Below are 17543 nucleotides of genomic sequence, written 5' to 3'. Positions count from 1 at the left end.
ACTTTTTACCGCATCCGATTAACTTTCCAATATAACACCTGCAATAGCCATATTACTTTCATGGGTCAGCGAAAGATGAATATGAGTACCATGGATACGCTCAAATGGTATAGCTGCATCGTCAAAGAGCATTAACTCCGGTTTCCCGTTCGGATTATTAGTAACAAGGATATTTTTCAATGTTATCCCCTTCAATCCGCTGCCAAGCGCTTTTCCATACGCTTCTTTTGCAGCAAAGCGGGCTGCCAAAGAATATGCGGCAGCCGAGCCTCTGCTTTTGGTCTCCATCAATTCTTGCGGATGAAAAAAGCGAGCAAGCAGTCCCTCATACTCCATCCACCGCCGTATCCGGCTTATATCAACAGCATCTATTCCGAACCCGACAATCATCTGTGCATCTCATCATCTTCCGATACTTCTGTAAACTCCACCGTTACCTGCACCGATTTAGGATTCACTTGCAGTATCTGCAACTTTGAATACTCTGCCGATAAAACCGGCACAACGGGCAGCGTATAAACACCCTGTTCGGTAATGCTTTCGCATGAGACCGTTAATATATTTTCGGAAGGGATCCATGTTTCCAGAAGTTTCTTGGGACCTTGTATCTCCAAACTACCGGTTTTTGTATCGGCGATTATCGACAGCTCTTTATGCTGCTTTTCAAAATAGATAGGGATATTATCAAACTTTTTTTGGATAGTTGTTTCGTTAATTTTAACGGTGGACTGCACTTGAGCCTTGCCGACAATAGAAATCAGAGGATTGTTATTGATGATGGAAGCTGTTCCCGAAAAGCCGTTTGTACGTGCTTCTATCGAAAGCGGCTCAGTCACGAGTTCGTTGATTTTTTCAACGAGTTCGGCAGGTCCTTCAATTTCAACAGCCGCCGGTTCCAGCGAACTTTCGGTTACTTCATATCCATCGGCGGGAATCCCTTTTAAAGAAAGCATAACAGGCACCTGTTTGCGTATACTTGTCGCCAATCGAAGCGTTAAAATTGACGGTTCCGTACTAATTTCCATATTACCGAGCGGCGTTACCGTTCCTGCTAACCGAGTTTCGATCGGTATCCGATAGGTTCCTTCAGTTTTAAAATCCGATATATTAATAAAAGCAATGATATCATTTTCACCGATGGAACCGATTCCGGTCGCATCCCCCCAAACGGTAACCTTTATCTTTGCAGGATATTGTTCCGCAGGTGCGAGGGTCCCGTCATTTTCAACTGTAAGCGGTACAATGAGGTATCGTTTATCCAATAAGGTTCCGCGATAAAACTCCGACAGGAAAACAGCAAAGACAAGACAGATAATTTTAACCGGCCAATTTTCGGTAAGCCGGAGCAGTATTTGTTTTATGTTCATGAAGCGCTTCCTTCGGATTTCTCGGTAGTTTGAGTTTTTGACTTGACCTTGAGCAGATAAGTCAGCTCCGATTCAATATTGTCCGTTGTAAGGTCGTAATACAGTTTTGAATCGTACGCGAGGCTGATCGCTCCCGATTCTTCGGACACGATAAGCACAACCGCATCAGTTTCTTCGGCAATACCGAGCGCTGCACGGTGCCGTGTCCCGAAGCTCTTGTTGATATCTTCCTGTTTGGTGAGTGGTAGATAACAGCCCGCCGCGATAACCCGCCCGTTATCGATAACAACCGCGCCGTCATGCAGTGGAGTATCAAATTCAAAAATAGTAACGAGAAGATTCGAGCTGATTTCCGCATTGATTCGGGTTGCGGACGGATTTTCGATAATCTCTTTTAAGTTATTCTGCCTCAAGAAGATAACCAGCATCCCGCGGCGCTCTGCAGAAAGGCGCTCGGCAGCAGTTAATACATAATCGATATGGCTGTGTTGGGAGCGGGAGCGTCTGAACCAATCGTTCTGCCCCATCGTCAAGAACATTCTCCGCAGTTCAGGCTGAAAGATAATCGCAGCGCCGATGACAACCCCGGTCGCAAGCGTATTCAATATCCAAAGCAGTGTCGTCAGGTGTAGTAAGAATGCAACCGCATAGATGAGAAGCATCAACAATGCACCCTTACCAAGCTGCGCTGCCTGCGTTTTAATCAGTATCTGATATGATTTATACATCAGAAACGCAAGGAGAAGTATGTCCAAAACCGGCCCGATATAGGTGAGGTAGAACGACAGCATATCCCTAAGTAGTTCCATATTTTTGCAATTCCTTTAACACCAATAATAGTTCCCGCGTTTCCGCAACATCGTGAACCCGTACGATCGATACGCCTTGCTGTACTGCATACATCGTTGCGGCAAGCGTTCCAGAAAGCCGTTGTTCGGGAGAACCGCCGGTAACGGCTCCGATAAACGACTTCCGCGAAAGACCTGCTAACAGCGGATAGCCCAAGCCGGTAAAGCGGGCGCTGGCCGCAACCAGCCGGTAATTATCTTCAACCGTCTTCCCAAAGCCGATACCGTAGTCGATAATGATACGCTCTCGCGCTATGCCGCAGTTTAGAGCATACTCAATCCGTTCTTCAAGATAATCCCGTACTTCCGTTACTACATTTCCATACTGCGGAATACGCTGCTGCATTGTCGGCGGCGTTCCTTGTTTATGCATAAGAACCACCGCACCGCCTTCGCCTGCAATCAGCGTACCGAGTGAAGGATCGTCGGTTAAAGCAGAAATATCGTTACACAGCGTTGCGCCTGCCTTAAAAGCAGCCTTCATAACCGCCGCTTTCCGTGTATCTACGGATATGGGAATAGCGCTGTGCCTCCGGACAGCCTCGATTAAGGGGATAACCCGCTCGAGTTCTTCTTCCTCGCTGATATAGGAAGAACCGGGACGGGTCGATTCCCCGCCGATATCGATAATATCGGCGCCTTCTGCTTCCAATGCCAATACCCGCTCCAAGCCTTTTTCCACGCTTACCGAACGGCTCGGTTCATAAAACGAATCGGGCGTTGCGTTAACAATTCCCATGATAAAAGCCGGTAAATCGGTTTTTATTATCTGCCCTTTTCCGCAATCAAGATGCAACCGCATAGCAGATTATAACAGATTTTCCGGCTCTTGTCCTAGACTTCGCACACAGGGTAAACGCATCAATGTGTGTACCCGTTGCTCGATTTGTTGTTTTACTCCATATTTTTTGATACAATGCCTCACCATCTATGAGTACCATCTACACGCCCGATCAGGCGGCGCAAGAATGCCTGAATGCTTCTATTATACAGCTTTCATTTTCCCGCCCGTGCAAGGGAACCGGCGAGGCAAAGGCGCGGTTCCGCCGTATCACGGTAAAAGGGAAAGCCGTGTATCAGCTGGAAACCGTCAAAAACAAGCAAGCATTTCAAAAAACGATTGAACCTGATGTATTATCCGGCGCAATCGCGGAATGTTTTACCCGCTTTAAGGCTGTGGAATGCCGCGGGCAAAAAGAACAGCTCTTTTTTTTGCAAAACAACAAGGGAATCATCGCCCTTACCAAGCGGCTTCCTTACTCCGCTCTGCTCGCAGAAAGCAGCTGCGGCGGACACGATAAAATAAAGAACTATCTTATTCCCGAAGGAACACCGCTCCCATTCTTAATCGAACAGGGGGTGATGAATGCGGAGGGAGCCGTCTTAAAGCAAAAATACCATAAGTTTCGGCAGATCAATAAATTCCTCGAATTTATCGCCGGGGTCGAACCCTTTATACGGGATACGGTTACCCGTTCCGGCAAGCCTTTTTCCATTACCGATTTCGGCTGCGGTAAGGCCTATTTGAGCTTTGCGCTTTATTATTATCTGCATGAACAGCAGGAACTTCCGGTACGGATTCACGGGTTGGATTTAAAGACCGAAGTTATCGAACACTGCTCCGCGCTGGCGGAACGGTGCGGCTACATGGATTTGGACTTTGCCGAAGGGAACATCGGCGACCATCCGTTGCCGGACGGTACCGGAATGATGGTATGCCTCCATGCCTGCAATACGGCAACCGATTTGGCGCTTGCTCAAGCTGTCCGCGCACAGGTACCGATCATCTTTGCCGTTCCGTGCTGCCAGCATGAACTGTATGCCCAGCTTAAAACCCGAAAAGAAGCCTTCCGCACGGAAGATCACTTGCTGCTCCCCTTTATGGAGCACGGTATTATTACCGAGCGGTTTGCGTCGCTTTTAACCGACACCGTGCGGGCGCTCCTTCTACAAGCCTGCGGGTACACCGTGCAGATTATGGAATTTATCGAAACGGAACATACCCCTAAAAATATCCTGATCCATGCGGTAAAAAAAACACAAAGCGTCGGCCAAGCGGAACGGCTGAAAGAAACAGCGCTCCGGCAATACCGCCGCATCAAAGAGAGCTTTTGTATCAAACCGACATTGGAACAGCTATTGAAGGATATGATTCCGGCAAAACAACAGGAGAACTTATGACCTCACACAACAATACCGACAAAAACGAACAAGACTCAGCCATTCATACTGCGGCGATAGCGGCACAGCCGGAAACAGCAGCAGCAGCCGAAGCTTTTGCAGCGCTTTTTACTACCATTAAACGGCTACGGGCGCCGGGCGGCTGTCCGTGGGATATCGAGCAAACTCCGATGACGCTGCGGGCAACGCTCCTTGAAGAAACGTATGAAACGATTGAAGCACTGGAAGAAGCCTCGGCGGACAGCTCAAAGTCCGTCCATGCGGCGGAAGAACTCGGCGATGTACTTTTAAACATTGTGATGATTGCGTATATGTTTGAGCAGGAGGGAGCTTTTTCCGTCGCAAAGATGATCGGCGAGCTGAACGAAAAACTGATAAGGCGGCATCCCCACGTATTCGGGCAAACCGCAGGCTTTCCCGATCCCGACGATGCAAAAAAGCCGGTTACGGCGGAAAAAGTGCTTGCGCAATGGGATACCATCAAAGATACCGTAGAAGGCCGTGCAAGCGCCTCCGCATTGGATTCTATTCCGAAAACCTTTCCGCCGCTCACCCGTGCGTACAAACTACAAAAACGGGCGGCAAAGAAAGGCTTTGACTGGGATACGGCAGACGGACCGCAGAAAAAAACAGAAGAAGAACTTGCGGAATTTACGAACGCGCTTGCACACGGCACGCATGAAGAAGCGGAAGCGGAATTCGGCGATCTCCTTTTCAGCTTGGTGAACACCGCGCGACATTTGCATATCGACCCCGCAGTTGCGCTCAGCCGTACCAATGCAAAGTTTGAGCGCCGCTTCCGCTTTGTCGAAAAACGCATGGCGGAATCCGGTATTCCCTGCTCCCACGACACCCTAGCCCTGATGGACGGCTTTTGGGAAGAAGCCAAGCGCATGGAAGCGCAAAACTCATCCGCCCTGCGTAATAATGAATAAGATAACGCTAATGCCGCACTATAATTGCGCCGTCGTATTAGGCGCTACGGCAACGGGAAAAACAGCGTTTGCCGTAAAACTTGCGCAAGCAAAAGGCGGCGAAATCATCTCCGCCGATTCCCGGCAAGTATACCGCGGACTCGATTTGGGCACGGGGAAGGATTTACGGGAATATGGCAGCGTTCCCTACCACCTCATCGATGTCTGCGATTTAAGCCGTGAGTTTACGGTCTTCCATTTTCAAAAGGAAGTGTACCGCATCTTTCCGCAGCTTGTTGAAAAAGGCGCCTTACCGATTATCGCAGGCGGTACGGGACTATACCTCGATGCAATTCTCCGCGGCTATGAGCTAATCCCCGTGCCCGAAGACCCCATATTACGCAAAGCGCTGGCGGCAAAAACGCTGGCGGAGCTGCAAGATATGCTCGTAGCGCTCAAGCCGGATATCCACAATAAAACCGACCTCGAGCAGCCCGACCGCCTTGTCCGCGCTATCGAAATTGCCCGTTACCGGCAGGAGCATCCCGAATCCGCCGCCGCGCATCTGCATGCGGCGCCGTCCATCAAGCCGAAAATCTACGGTATCTCGTTTGAGCGCAGTGTGCTACGCGAACGAATCCGCCGCCGCCTCATTGCCCGCATCGATGCCGGTATGATAGAAGAAACCGAACAAATACATGCGCAGGGCTATTCATGGGAGCGGCTCGAAAGCCTCGGACTGGAATATCGCTTTACCGCGCAGTATCTACAGGGAAAAATCGAAAGTAAAGAAGCCTATATCGAGCAGCTCTATCGGGCAATCGGGCAATTTGCAAAGCGGCAGGAAACATGGTTCCGGCGCATGGCACGGAACGGCATCGAAATAGAATGGATTGACGGCAATAAGGCGGCTCAGCTGACAGCAGCGGTTATTTCAGAAATGGGACATTTCTTATAAATCACCAAAAATGAAGGCAGATAATAACAAATTTCTTAAAACAGGTCAATTGACTAAAGCACGGTTATCAGTATAATGATATGGAACTATGATAGATCGTTCTGTTCAAACCATATTGCAGCCCGCTCTTGTCTTTCTTAAGCAAGGAGACCTTGAGCAAGCGCATATCAGTCTTGGACGGCTGCTTGAACAGGACTTAGAAAACCCTCAAGTGATGTACACACTAAAAGGGGTTAGTTTCTGGCTTGATCGGGTGCGTTATTCACAAGCATTAGCCGATGATTTCTTGCGTGGTGAGTATATTATTTCTCAATGGAAACCCTTTCTCGATTACATAAAGGATAAGGGAGACTTTAACGAGCCGATTATCTATGCGCTCAAGTGCAGTGTGTTTACAATTGCGTTACGGTTGTACCGCTCGCTCCTAAACGGAACTGAACCGGTACATAATACGGCAGAAATATATCGGAAAACAGGACTTTGTTATAAAGCCCTTGGAGATTATGAAACGGCGATCAGCTGTTTACGATATGCAGCCGATCTGAACACCAATTCATCAGCTATTCCGGCGGAACTTGCTGATGCTTATGCTTTAAGCGGCGAAGTACGGCTTGCGAAGATTTTTTTCCGGGAAGCACTCTTTAAAAATGCTTCAGAAATAGAGTTATGCTTTCTTGAATCTGAAATTATCAACGCGCTCGTTACTAAAGTCGCAACCATTGGTTTTACAGGAGAGGAGTTGTTGGAATGGCTTCCTGTTTACGGTACGCTTGATGGCGTACTCAATGTAAAACGTGAACTGAAAGCCTTGGAACTGGGGAAGCTGAAGCAGTCTATCTATATGCTTGAAAATGAGCTGAGGCAGAAAGACGTAAAAAACAAAAAACTTCTAGTCCCTCGTTTAATTAATTACTATTTTTGGCTTATAGACCATTATATGAATGGCACTGTCGAAAAGACCAAAATAGATGAGATTCTTCTAAGAATTAAACTGCTCGACGAGAAAATCTATGACCGCTATATACGGTAATGACACAGTGAGGTGAATATGTCAGATGTATTAGAAAAGAATGTCCGCGATATATTTAATGAGGAAAAATGGACACGTGCTGCCATTACAAATTATTCCATTAACAATTTTAAAGAACTTGACACGCTGATTGAAGACGCAAAACGAAATCATCATTTGGATGAACTAAAAGAACTATCCGATGAGCATCTCTCTCATAACAAAACAAGTATTACAGCATTGTATATTTCGAGTATTATTGCACTTTCCAAGCAGTTGCTCGATGACTCTTCGCTCATAACGCTGGTAACCATTTTTATCGACAACCATCGGATGCAGATCGTTGAATACCTTTGCCGGCGGGTACTTGAATTTGGGGACTCAAAATTTGCGCTTCGAACGTTGGCAAACTGCTACAAAGAATCCGGCAATGAAGATATCTATGATATTTGGGAGCGGCTTGTCCGTATCGACTATGAAGAAGCGGATATTCCGAAACAACTTGCCGAGCGGTATCAGCAAATGGGCGATACGGAAAAAGCCGTTGAATATTATAAAAAAGCCCTGTACCGCTATATCAACCGGCATTCATACACTGCCGTAAAAGAAGTATGGGCACGTTTGGTGGAGTTGGTACCGCAAGAAATCGACTTTTTCTATCATGTACAACGGAAAATAGCGGATCATCTCGGTGCGGAACGAGGCGCCGCGCTTATGCAGGATTTGTACGATTATTATAAAAAAGAAAAAGATTGGAATACCGCTATCGATATTTTAAAACTGGTGCTCACCAGCGACGATAAAGATAACTGGGCTCGAAAGGAAATTGTCGAATGCTTTAGAGAAAAATATGCATCGCACAGTCAGCTTGAAGAATACATAAAAGTATCCAATTTGACACAAAGTTGGCGGAATGTTTTTGAAGCCATCGATGATTTTGAAAAGCATATTTCTTTTGATGAAGGCTGTTTTGTATTCCACCGGACATGGGGTGTCGGACGTATTGCAAAAGTTAATAACGATGAATTGGTTATAGACTTTGCAAAGAAGCGCGGACACACAATGAGCCTTAAAATGGGCATCACCGCTCTTCAAACACTGGATAAAGATCATATCTGGGTATTAAAATCGATTATGAAGCGCAATGAACTCGCTGCGAAGGTGAAAACAAATCCCGAATGGGCGCTAAAGACCATTATCCGCAGTTTTGATAATAACTGTGATTTTAAGCGGATTAAGCATGAGCTGGTTCCCTCGCTGCTAACCGACAAAGAATGGACAACGTGGAGCACCAAGGCACGAAAAGTCGTTAAAGAAAATCCCGAATTCGGTATAAATCCTACCAATATCGATTTCTACACTGTACACACTCGTCCGATTTCGCTTGAAGAAAAGCTTTCGAACGAATTTAAAGCGCAGAAAAACTTCTTTGAGCGGGTTGAAATCATCTTTAATGTTATGGAAAGCGGTGATACGGACTCAGACAGCTTTCAGGATATGATCAATTACTTTGATGCCTTCCTCAAAGCCTTTAGTCAAGTGAATGAACAAGTGATTGCAGCCTATTTAGTTATGTCAAAACTCACTGCAGCGCTGCCGCACCTGAGCGTAACACAACATCATAATTTCGCGGAATTATTCGCGCAGATAGAGAACCCTGCTGCCATATATCGCGGCATAGAAAATAAAGAACTCCGAAGTGCATATCTCCGCAACATCAAGAACCTTGTTCCGGATTGGAGCGATCAATATGTCCGCCTATTTCCCGTGGTACTTTCTGCAGAAGTACTCAATCCGCTCCTTGAAGAATACCCCGAAAAGGTAAAAGAGTTGGTTCTGACGTGCTTCAAAGACTATAAAGAATACCGTGAAGCGGTTATTTGGTTCTTCAAAAATGCTCAGGAAGAACAATGGTTTAAAGACTTGAATATCGACTATGAACACGAGATTATTGTTCTTATTCACATCCTCGACATAACGTATCGGGAGATTGCAAGCCGACGGAATACAACTGAAAATCGGAAAATCAACAAGCAGGTACATACGATTCTCTTTGGTAAAGATGCCTTGCTCGAAAACTTTATCCTCGACCACGATGAAGATGCCGTTACAAGACTCTATACACTCGTCAGCGATATTAAGGACTTGGATCCGCCGATTAAAATGCAGCTGCGTAACCGTATCCTTGAAAAATACAAGAACTTTAAGTTCTTCGACGAAGTGGAAAAAACGGTTACGGGACGCGGTTTAATCGTAACATCCAAAATGCTTGAGGAAAAGAAAAAAGAACTCCAGCGGCTTATTGAAGTTGAAATACCGCGTAACTCGAAAGAAGTCGGGTTTGCACTCTCCTTGGGCGACTTGCGTGAAAACTCCGAATACAAGGCTGCAAAAGAGGAGCAGAATAGACTTAACAATACGGTAAGCCGCTTGCAGGAAGAGCTTGAACGTGCTCAAGTGTTTGATCCTACAACCATTACCACAACACGGGTCGGTTTCGGCACCATTGTTGTATTGGAGAAACCCGGCAACAGCGAAAAAGAGACCTATACCATCCTCGGTCCGTGGGAGTCGGATCCTGAAAACGGCGTAATCTCATATATGTCGCCGCTCGGTACGAACCTGTTAAACCACAAGGTAGGGGAAACACTTTCGTTTACAGTAAATGAAGAAGAAAAGACATACAAAATCCTTGATATTTCTGCGGCAGCTAATTGATATGAAAGGACATCTTAAAACTAACCACATTTTTAAAGATGTCCGATAATAAACCTGTTCGATAACTGCGTTTTCGAACAGGTTTAATATAAAAAGAGCCTCTGCAAAAATTGGAAATGCCCGTGTTTGGAGGCGTTCTTTTTAGATAACTGTAAAGGGGAGTAATAATGAAAAAAATAAGGATTTTTGCCGTTGCAGCGATCTTCTGTTTAATTGCATTTACATTGAGTGCTCAGACAACTCGACAAGAGACTGCTGATGTAATCGTCCTTATGGATACTTCCGGTACCGTGTTACCCTATTACGAGGTTATCAATAAGCGTGTACTACAATCCATCATTTCAAAATTTGTACGCATAGGGGACTCCTTTCATCTTATCTCATTTAATGCGGTTCCCCAGTATGAAATGTCACAGAAAATCAATACTGAAGCGGATTTATCCCGTGTAGTTTCCCGTTTTATGCTTCTATATCAGCTTGGTCAAAGCGCCGATTTTTTATCCGGTATCAATTTTGCCGGTCAATATATGACGCAACTACCATCTCAGCAGGAAAAGATCCTTATTGTTATTTCGGACGGTATTTTTAATCCGCCCGCATCAAGCCCGTACCGGAATTATACCGGTGAACAGGTAAAGACTGAATTAGCAAAAGTTTCCGCTTCCATCCGTGCAAAAGGCTGGAAGGTATACTATGTAAAACTCCCCTTCCCTTCCGATGCGGTTATTAAGGACTTGGACGGAGCCTTTTATGCAGGTAAGCTGGATGCGGCAGGTTCGCTTGATCAATCAGGCGTCGATAGTGCAGTAGCTTCTTCGGGTACGGCGTCGAGCAGTACAGGTAATGCTTCGAGCGGGCAGAAAGGATACGCATCCGATACCGGCACGAATGCACAAAATAGAGCGTCAACAGGAACCGCAGGACAGCCTGCCGGTTCAAGCACAGGGCAAGGGATAACCGATTTTGCACCAGCGGGTTCCAATACCGGTGATACCATCGCTCAAAACCGAGCGGGTACACCGGATAGTTCAAGTACGGCAGGGAAAACGGCTGAAAATGCTGACGTATCGGCAAACGGTGGACAGGACAGCAGCACAGGCGCCGATTCTTCCGGACAAGGGCTGAAAGAGTACACCGATGTTTCTCAAGCCTTTACGGAAAACCTCGGTATTGAGCCGAGCAACTTGCCGGACGAAGGCGGAGTAGAATTCAACGATACGACGTTTCCTCTTCCGCACATTATCTTTCCCGAACGTATAGAAACTTCCGGTAATACTGCCGCACTGCCGCTCACTATTATCAATGAAGTGGCAGAGTCCGTTGAAATACAATTGCAAAGCGTTTCTTTGACAGCCGACAGTGAAAGCCAAAAGCAACAACTGGAAAATATCATTGTTCGTATTCCCCCTGAAGGAAAAAGCGAACTTACCATACGGATTACGCTACCCAACAGCTTACGTAAAGAAGGCCAACACCGTACCGATGTACGGCTTGACCTTACACAGCAAGATAAAACATTTTCCCAAGCGGCAGCCGTAATGCTCACCGTTAAACCGACATTCGTTCAATCACTGCTGCAGGGCAATCTTCTATGGATATTGATCGCTGCGCTGGTATTTACCCTTATTCTGCTGTTAATTATCTTTATGCTTCGCCGCAGGGCTTCCGAACCGGTTAAATACGCCGCGCGGATGGTCGGACAACAGTCCGATTCAAGACAGCAAAGCAACACTGCTCGGCAAACCGATTTTAATAGAAACCGGCAAGAAGCGCTTACAGCTTCCCAAACAAAATATTATCCCGAACAGCTGGGAAACAAAGCCGATCCGCGCGACACCCTGAATACCTTCGGTTCCCAAACAGCTGCCGCCGCCTCGGCAGCCCAGAGTGAAACGGCAGCTCAATTTGATCACCTTGCACAAGAACGATCCCGTGCCGCCGAAGGACGTTTTGCTCTGTTAAACAGCGCAGAGAGCCATCTCAACCGCCGACCGGGGTTGAATCACGGCTATTATAGCGGTCGCGTTAGTACAAAGCCTTCGCAGTCGGGCATGACGGAGCTATTCGTCTATAACCAAACCACACTAATTGGAAAACGGAATATTCACGTGATGAAACAGGGAACTCGCCTGAGTATCGGCGGCAGCAAGAGTGATGATTTTTTAATCTTCCTTGTACCCTTCCCTGCCAATCTCGCACAGGTACAGTATGATGGAAACGATTACCGTGTTTCGATTTTAAAACCGGAATACTTCCCCTACGAAGCATCGAATACGATCTATCCCTGCATCGGACGGGATATAACAGCTGTGTCTAAGAAAGGCTATCATGTTACGTTCACGTTTAGAGGCTATGAAGACCCGATGATTAGATTAAATACGCTTCTTACGTCGATCAACTACACTGAGGAGCGCTAAAAAGCGGGGCGCATAGCCCTGCATCAGGTCTATAGCCATACAACAGCACAGAACAAGCCGGATACAGCTTGTCGTATTTAGAGTAACCTATATCTGTTTCTAAAATGATGTCTGAAAGAATTGTCCATCCCTTTCCGCCGGTGTATAGCTCCGAATCGCGTATTCTTATTTTAGGTTCTTTTCCCTCCGCCGCATCCCGTGCGCAGGAATTCTACTATGGTCATCCGCGGAACAGATTTTGGCCGCTTCTTGCCGCTTTACTGGGCGTGGCGGAACCACCACATTCGATAGAAGAAAAAAGAGAGATGCTGTTGCAGCATCATATTGCGCTGTACGATGCCGTTACCGCCTGTACAATTACCGGATCTGCCGATGCAAGTATACAGTCCATCATACCGGCGGATTTAAGCAGTATTTTCCAAGAAGCACCGATCCAAGCAGTCTTTGCAAACGGTACGAAAGCGTACGAAGTATGTATCAAACACATTGGAATTTCGGCTATTAAGCTCCCGTCTACAAGCCCTGCAAATGCACGGTTCAGCTTTGCAGAGCTTTTAGCCGCATGGAAACAAATACTGCCGGAAGCAGGGCGAATACATTAGGTCGTTTTTTAACACTTCTGCACCGCCACGGCACGAATGCCCTATCAACAGAGATAACACATTCGCAAAATTACCAGCCTATATTATTCTGCTTACTCGGTTCCAAGGTTGTCTACGCTGTAATCGTACACCGTCCAAATGTCATCGCGGGAGGCAAGGTTATAGGTAAAGCGCTTCTTTTCGCGAAAGCTGGTGTAATCGAACCATTCGATAACCGTAACCTCCGCTTCAGTCGTGCTGTAAGTTGTCCGCTCAACAGTAAACTCTACCGGAATCATTGCGATGTCTTTATCGGTACGCGACTGCATAAGATCGTGCTTATAAGTGTCGATCATACTGATACGTCCAGCTTCTGCTTCCGCTTTATATCTGCGGCTCCGTATCGGATCGCGGGCAATCATGCGTTCAATATCAAGATATAGGAAGAATTGATCCCACTGCGATTTTTGGCGGGCAGTCAGCATATAGCTGATAACCTTGTCGGGGGAGATCGGCTGAGGCTGAAGCACTTCCCGTGAAACAGAGGCGATCGGAACTGCTCCAAGGGCAGCAGCCGAAGGAGAAGGCTTTATTTCAAGTCCGAGCCTATTGGAAGATACATGAGCTTCGGAGGTATCGCTTAAACGTTTTAATTCGGGATAAAAATCGGCAGAGAGCATATATGCGCCCGGACTTTCAATCGTAATATAATCTTTTACATTCTCAACAAAGGCATACGTTTCCCCGGTCTCTATCGTAATTTCTCGGAAATAAATCTGCTGATTGGTATTCCGTTTCCGAATCCACGGCTCAGTATGGGCAAGGCTTTTGTTTTTGGTATTTAATACCGAAAAATCAATGCTAAACATACGATCATTTGCCAGTTTAAACCGCAACGGTTTGCTCCCTTTATTGGTAATGGAAACCTTTACAAAAATAGGTTCCGTTCCATCGTTTCCGGGATAATATACGCGACGATCGTAAAATCGGATTGCAACATCCGCATCAAAAGATTTGCTTTCAGTGTCCGTTTCGGCGGCAAAACACCATACTCCGAATAAAACGGCGGCGACTACTATTGAGACTATTTTCTTTGCTGACATATTCCTCTTCCTTAACGGCATTGCATATCTACGATGCCCTCTTACGCTTATATCGGCAGTTTAATCCATTCTCTTTATGTCGAATTGACGTACCGCATTGCATATTTTACGATTTTATGGCATATACCGATTATGACTTCAATTATTTCATGGAACGTAAATGGCATTCGCGCCGCACAAAAAAAAGGTTTTTTGGAATGGCTTTATACCGAAAATCCTGACATACTGTGTTTACAGGAAACAAAAGCTCGTAAAGAGCAGCTGACTTCGGAACTGATCAACCCTGTTTGGAAAGAGGGAGTTTATAAAACATACTGGCAGGCAGCCAAAAAACCGGGCTATTCGGGAACTGCCGTATTCTGCAAAAAAGAACCGCTCAATATCCGTACGATGAACATTTCTGCTTTTGACGATGAAGGACGAGTGCTTGTAGCCGATTTCGAAACGGTATCGGTTATTTCCGCCTATTTTCCCAATTCTCAAGAAGGAGGAGCGCGGCTCGGCTATAAGCTCGACTTCTGCGCCGCAATGCTTGAGTTTTGTAATGCACTGAAAAAGGAAGGGCGGCATATTGTACTGTGCGGAGACTACAATATCGCTCATACCCCTATAGATCTTGCCAACCCAAAGGCAAACGAGCAAAACCCCGGTTATCTGCCCGAAGAGCGGGCATGGATGGATACCTTTACGCAGGCGGGATATACCGATACCTTCCGACATTTTTGCGCGGAACCTCACCAATATACGTGGTGGAGCTATCGTTTCCACGCCCGCGAGAAAAATATCGGATGGAGAATAGACTATCACTGTGTAGACAACGCCTTTTTACCGAACATCTGCGAATCATCAATTAAAGCGGATGTACTCGGTTCCGACCATTGCCCTATTAAGTTGGTGTATAAAGAATAAATCGCTCGTTTTGGGGAAAGCTTTCCGTATAAACCACTGTAACCATACCTTGACATTTTTTGTGTCATTATTATGATACAACACATGAAAATTTTATTAACTTTTTTTTATCTGAGTGCCGCTACTCTTCTATTCGGTGGTGAAAGCACTGTGTTATATCGCCAAATAGTCAATGTTAAGGCTCTTTCCAACGGTGCAGAAAAAACAATCTATAGCACCATAGACAAAGAAACAGCTGAAAACCGAGTAATGCTGATTGTAACCGCCCTTCCGTCAGGGGACATTGAAATACGATCCGATAAGTTCAAACTGGGAAAAATGCCGTTCTCTTCATTTTTTCAATTTATTATTCCTCATGAGGAAATAATACAAAATGCAGACGGCGCATACATTATTGACGGTCTTACCGGAATTTATAAGGTTGCGATGTCAAAACCTCAGGCATTCTTGACGGGAACACTCAGTCACGAATACTGTGACCTTACCTTGGCGGTAGACGGTATGGGGAAAAAGCTCTCCATGCAACTCTCTTCCGTAAGGGGCCAAGCGTTCGATAATTCCGATAATGGCAATAAAGAAGACAAAATCTCACAAAATGAGGAGAATACATCCGATTCTTCTACTGCTCAGAACTAATAGCCGCTACTCCTTCCGGTGCCTTTTTTTTCGTCGGGTCGGAAGCGGTTTTTATTTTAAAAATAAATACATAATATTTTATGCATATCAGCAATATGATGATAATACGAGCATAGATATTATTTGAAAAATAAAACCCTGCAATCAGCATTGAAGAAGCGAAGCTTAAAATAACTATTTTGCTTTTGAGCGTCATCGAGCGGGTTTCATTAAATCTTTGAACATGATTTCGATAGAGCTTAGTAGAAAGCAGCCATTGATGCAGACGCTCTGAACCTTTTGCAAAACAAAAGACCGACACAATTACAAAGGGGGTCGTCGGCAAAATAGGCAAAGCCACACCAAGTACACCGAGTCCTAAAAAAAAGGAAACCGGCTATAATCCAAATATATTTCATAGTATCTCCCTACATCCTAAATTCTTCACCGAGATAGACCTTTCGTGCAATCTCGGATTCCAAAATGATATCACGCGATCCTTGTTCGACAATTTCGCCCTTATTGATAATATAAGCGCGATCGGTAATTTCCAAGGTATCGCGGACATTGTGATCGGTAATAAGCACTCCGATATTTTGACGGGCAAGCAGTCTGATAATCAGCTTAATGTCGTGTACGGCAATCGGATCAATACCGGCAAAGGGTTCGTCGAGCAATAAAAACTTCGGCTCGATAGCTAGCGCCCGTGCAATTTCGGTACGTCGCCGCTCTCCTCCCGACAAGGTGTAGGCAGGTTGTTTCCGATTGGCAGTGATTCCGAATTCTTCTAATAACGAATCAAGTTTTTGCTTCCGTTCCGCACGGCTTAAATCTTTTCGTGTTTCCAAAATAGCATCGATATTTTGCTCGACGGAAAGTTTACGGAATACCGAAGCTTCCTGCGGCAAATACGATATACCGATACGGGCGCGCTTATACATCGGAAGATCGGTAATGCACCGGTCATCAAGGTAAATACCGCCGGAATTCGGCGTATAAAAACCGACAATCATATAAAAACTCGTCGTTTTTCCCGCGCCATTCGGACCGAGCAATCCGACAACTTCTCCCTGCGCCATAGAAAAACTAACATCACGAACAGCTCGTTTTTTACGAAATGATTTGTTCAAACCTTCCGCGCGCAAGATACTTTTAGAAATGCCGGAATTCACAGAATACTGAAAGTCACTCATGGCGTTTTTGTTTCTTCCTTTGCAGCAATATCTCCCTCTGGAGGAGTTTCCGTTTTTTTTGTTTCTTTTTTTTCTTCTTTTTCTTCGGTAACCGAACCGCTCACCTTGCCCTCAAGCTTAATATCCTCAGTATCAAGATTGACTGAAATCCGAGCAGCCTTAAATTCATCTTTGCCCTTTTTAACCGTAGGCTTTCCTGTTAATTCAAGCATAGAGGTGTTCCTGTTATAAACGGCAAAAAGCGAATCACAGGCAATATCCTTACTCTTTAATTTTACAGCCATTTGTAAAAGGATAATTTCGGTTTTTTGATTATATTCGATACGTTCGGCGGCTGTTTCAACCTTATTTTTGGTATCCTCGACCTTTGCTTGCCCCATAAACTCAGCAACTTCCGTTTCCCGATCATAAGAGAGTGATGCGGCTGAAAACGTAAAGCCTTTTTCGGCATCTTCGCCCGTTACACTCCCGCTCGCTTTGATATACCGGTAATCTTTACCGTAGAGCTCAATACGCTCACCGTAAATATTGAGGGAATCTACGCTGACTTTTGCATTACCGGTCAGCGAGGTTGCGTTTTTCCCTTTTTCGCCGGATCCCTGCATTTTATCGGCAGAGAAGGTAATTTTCACCGGCGCTGCCGACAAAAATGAAACAATCAAGAAGAAATAGACAAAAGCGCACAGCAACGGTCGGAATCTATGCATAGCGAAGCGATGAGGAATGATAT

General features: G+C 45.7%; 17 protein-coding genes. 9 read left to right on the top strand and 8 right to left on the bottom strand.

The window, feature by feature from the left end; all coding sequences use genetic code 11:
- Positions 1 to 18: 18 nt before the first annotated feature.
- Genes acpS through folP form a run of 4 tightly spaced genes read right to left on the bottom strand, consistent with a single transcriptional unit; the run spans position 19 to position 3017 of the window.
- The gene (acpS, locus tag GWP40_RS06355; protein ID WP_212564653.1) at positions 19 to 390 is read right to left on the bottom strand and encodes a holo-ACP synthase; all 372 of its coding nucleotides are present in this window, start codon (positions 388 to 390) and stop codon (positions 19 to 21) included.
- Positions 387 to 1367 carry a CdaR family protein gene (locus tag GWP40_RS06350; RefSeq protein WP_212564652.1) on the bottom strand — a complete coding sequence of 327 codons (981 nt, stop codon included), beginning with the start codon at positions 1365 to 1367 and terminating at the stop codon, positions 387 to 389. The genes acpS and GWP40_RS06350 overlap by 4 nt, the downstream gene beginning before the upstream one ends.
- The gene (gene cdaA / locus GWP40_RS06345) at positions 1364 to 2176 is read right to left on the bottom strand and encodes a diadenylate cyclase CdaA (protein WP_212564651.1); all 813 of its coding nucleotides are present in this window, start codon (positions 2174 to 2176) and stop codon (positions 1364 to 1366) included. Before cdaA ends, GWP40_RS06350 begins: the two co-directional genes overlap by 4 nt.
- The gene (folP, locus tag GWP40_RS06340) at positions 2163 to 3017 is read right to left on the bottom strand and encodes a dihydropteroate synthase (RefSeq protein WP_212564650.1); all 855 of its coding nucleotides are present in this window, start codon (positions 3015 to 3017) and stop codon (positions 2163 to 2165) included. The genes cdaA and folP overlap by 14 nt, the downstream gene beginning before the upstream one ends.
- A gap of 128 nt (positions 3018 to 3145) precedes the next feature.
- On the opposite strand from folP, the gene GWP40_RS06335 reads away from it, so the two are divergent.
- From GWP40_RS06335 to GWP40_RS06305, 7 genes are all read left to right on the top strand, one after another.
- On the top strand, positions 3146 to 4396 hold the full coding sequence (locus GWP40_RS06335) for a class I SAM-dependent methyltransferase (protein ID WP_212564649.1): 1251 nt from the start codon (positions 3146 to 3148) through the stop codon (positions 4394 to 4396).
- Positions 4393 to 5331 carry a nucleoside triphosphate pyrophosphohydrolase gene (mazG, locus tag GWP40_RS06330; RefSeq protein ID WP_212564648.1) on the top strand — a complete coding sequence of 313 codons (939 nt, stop codon included), beginning with the start codon at positions 4393 to 4395 and terminating at the stop codon, positions 5329 to 5331. The genes GWP40_RS06335 and mazG overlap by 4 nt, the downstream gene beginning before the upstream one ends.
- Positions 5324 to 6268 carry a tRNA (adenosine(37)-N6)-dimethylallyltransferase MiaA gene (miaA, locus tag GWP40_RS06325; protein WP_230974290.1) on the top strand — a complete coding sequence of 315 codons (945 nt, stop codon included), beginning with the start codon at positions 5324 to 5326 and terminating at the stop codon, positions 6266 to 6268. The genes mazG and miaA overlap by 8 nt, the downstream gene beginning before the upstream one ends.
- Before the next feature lie 88 nt (positions 6269 to 6356).
- Positions 6357 to 7298: a tetratricopeptide repeat protein gene (locus GWP40_RS06320; protein ID WP_212564647.1), complete on the top strand. Its 942-nt coding sequence runs from the start codon at positions 6357 to 6359 to the stop codon at positions 7296 to 7298.
- Between the two features lie 18 nt (positions 7299 to 7316).
- Positions 7317 to 9995 (top strand): transcription elongation factor GreA, encoded by a 2679-nt coding sequence (gene greA / locus GWP40_RS06315; RefSeq protein ID WP_212564646.1) that lies wholly within the window; start codon positions 7317 to 7319, stop codon positions 9993 to 9995.
- Positions 9996 to 10162: 167 nt separating this feature from the next.
- Positions 10163 to 12412, top strand: a complete 2250-nt coding sequence (locus tag GWP40_RS06310; protein ID WP_212564645.1) for a vWA domain-containing protein — start codon at positions 10163 to 10165, stop codon at positions 12410 to 12412.
- 104 nt (positions 12413 to 12516) lie between these two features.
- A complete protein-coding gene (locus GWP40_RS06305; protein WP_230974289.1) occupies positions 12517 to 13014 on the top strand; it encodes a DNA-deoxyinosine glycosylase in 498 nt (165 codons plus the stop codon).
- 92 nt (positions 13015 to 13106) lie between these two features.
- Here GWP40_RS06305 and GWP40_RS06300 read toward each other — a convergent pair whose 3' ends face one another.
- Positions 13107 to 14096, bottom strand: coding sequence for a hypothetical protein (locus GWP40_RS06300; protein WP_212564644.1), 990 nt, complete (start codon positions 14094 to 14096; stop codon positions 13107 to 13109).
- A gap of 132 nt (positions 14097 to 14228) precedes the next feature.
- Between GWP40_RS06300 and GWP40_RS06295 the strand changes: the two genes are divergently transcribed.
- Both GWP40_RS06295 and GWP40_RS06290 read left to right on the top strand, forming a co-directional pair.
- Complete coding sequence (locus tag GWP40_RS06295; protein WP_212566558.1) at positions 14229 to 15005, top strand: exodeoxyribonuclease III; 777 nt, start codon at positions 14229 to 14231, stop codon at positions 15003 to 15005.
- A gap of 84 nt (positions 15006 to 15089) precedes the next feature.
- Entirely contained in the window at positions 15090 to 15641 is a 552-nt protein-coding gene (locus GWP40_RS06290) for a hypothetical protein (RefSeq protein ID WP_212564643.1), read from the top strand.
- On the opposite strand, the gene GWP40_RS06285 is transcribed toward GWP40_RS06290, so the two are convergent.
- The 3 genes from GWP40_RS06285 to GWP40_RS06275 form a co-directional block, all read right to left on the bottom strand.
- Positions 15625 to 15981 (bottom strand): YbaN family protein, encoded by a 357-nt coding sequence (locus tag GWP40_RS06285; RefSeq protein ID WP_230974288.1) that lies wholly within the window; start codon positions 15979 to 15981, stop codon positions 15625 to 15627. The genes GWP40_RS06290 and GWP40_RS06285 overlap by 17 nt on opposite strands.
- A 67-nt stretch (positions 15982 to 16048) precedes the next feature.
- Complete coding sequence (gene lptB / locus GWP40_RS06280) at positions 16049 to 16813, bottom strand: LPS export ABC transporter ATP-binding protein (RefSeq protein WP_212564642.1); 765 nt, start codon at positions 16811 to 16813, stop codon at positions 16049 to 16051.
- Complete coding sequence (locus tag GWP40_RS06275; RefSeq protein WP_212564641.1) at positions 16810 to 17520, bottom strand: LptA/OstA family protein; 711 nt, start codon at positions 17518 to 17520, stop codon at positions 16810 to 16812. Before GWP40_RS06275 ends, lptB begins: the two co-directional genes overlap by 4 nt.
- Between the last annotated feature and the right edge of the window lie 23 nt (positions 17521 to 17543).

It is taken from the genome of Treponema vincentii, assembly GCF_018336815.1.
In the GTDB taxonomy this organism is placed as follows: domain Bacteria; phylum Spirochaetota; class Spirochaetia; order Treponematales; family Treponemataceae; genus Treponema.
This window is presented reverse-complemented; position numbering and strand designations above follow the sequence as displayed.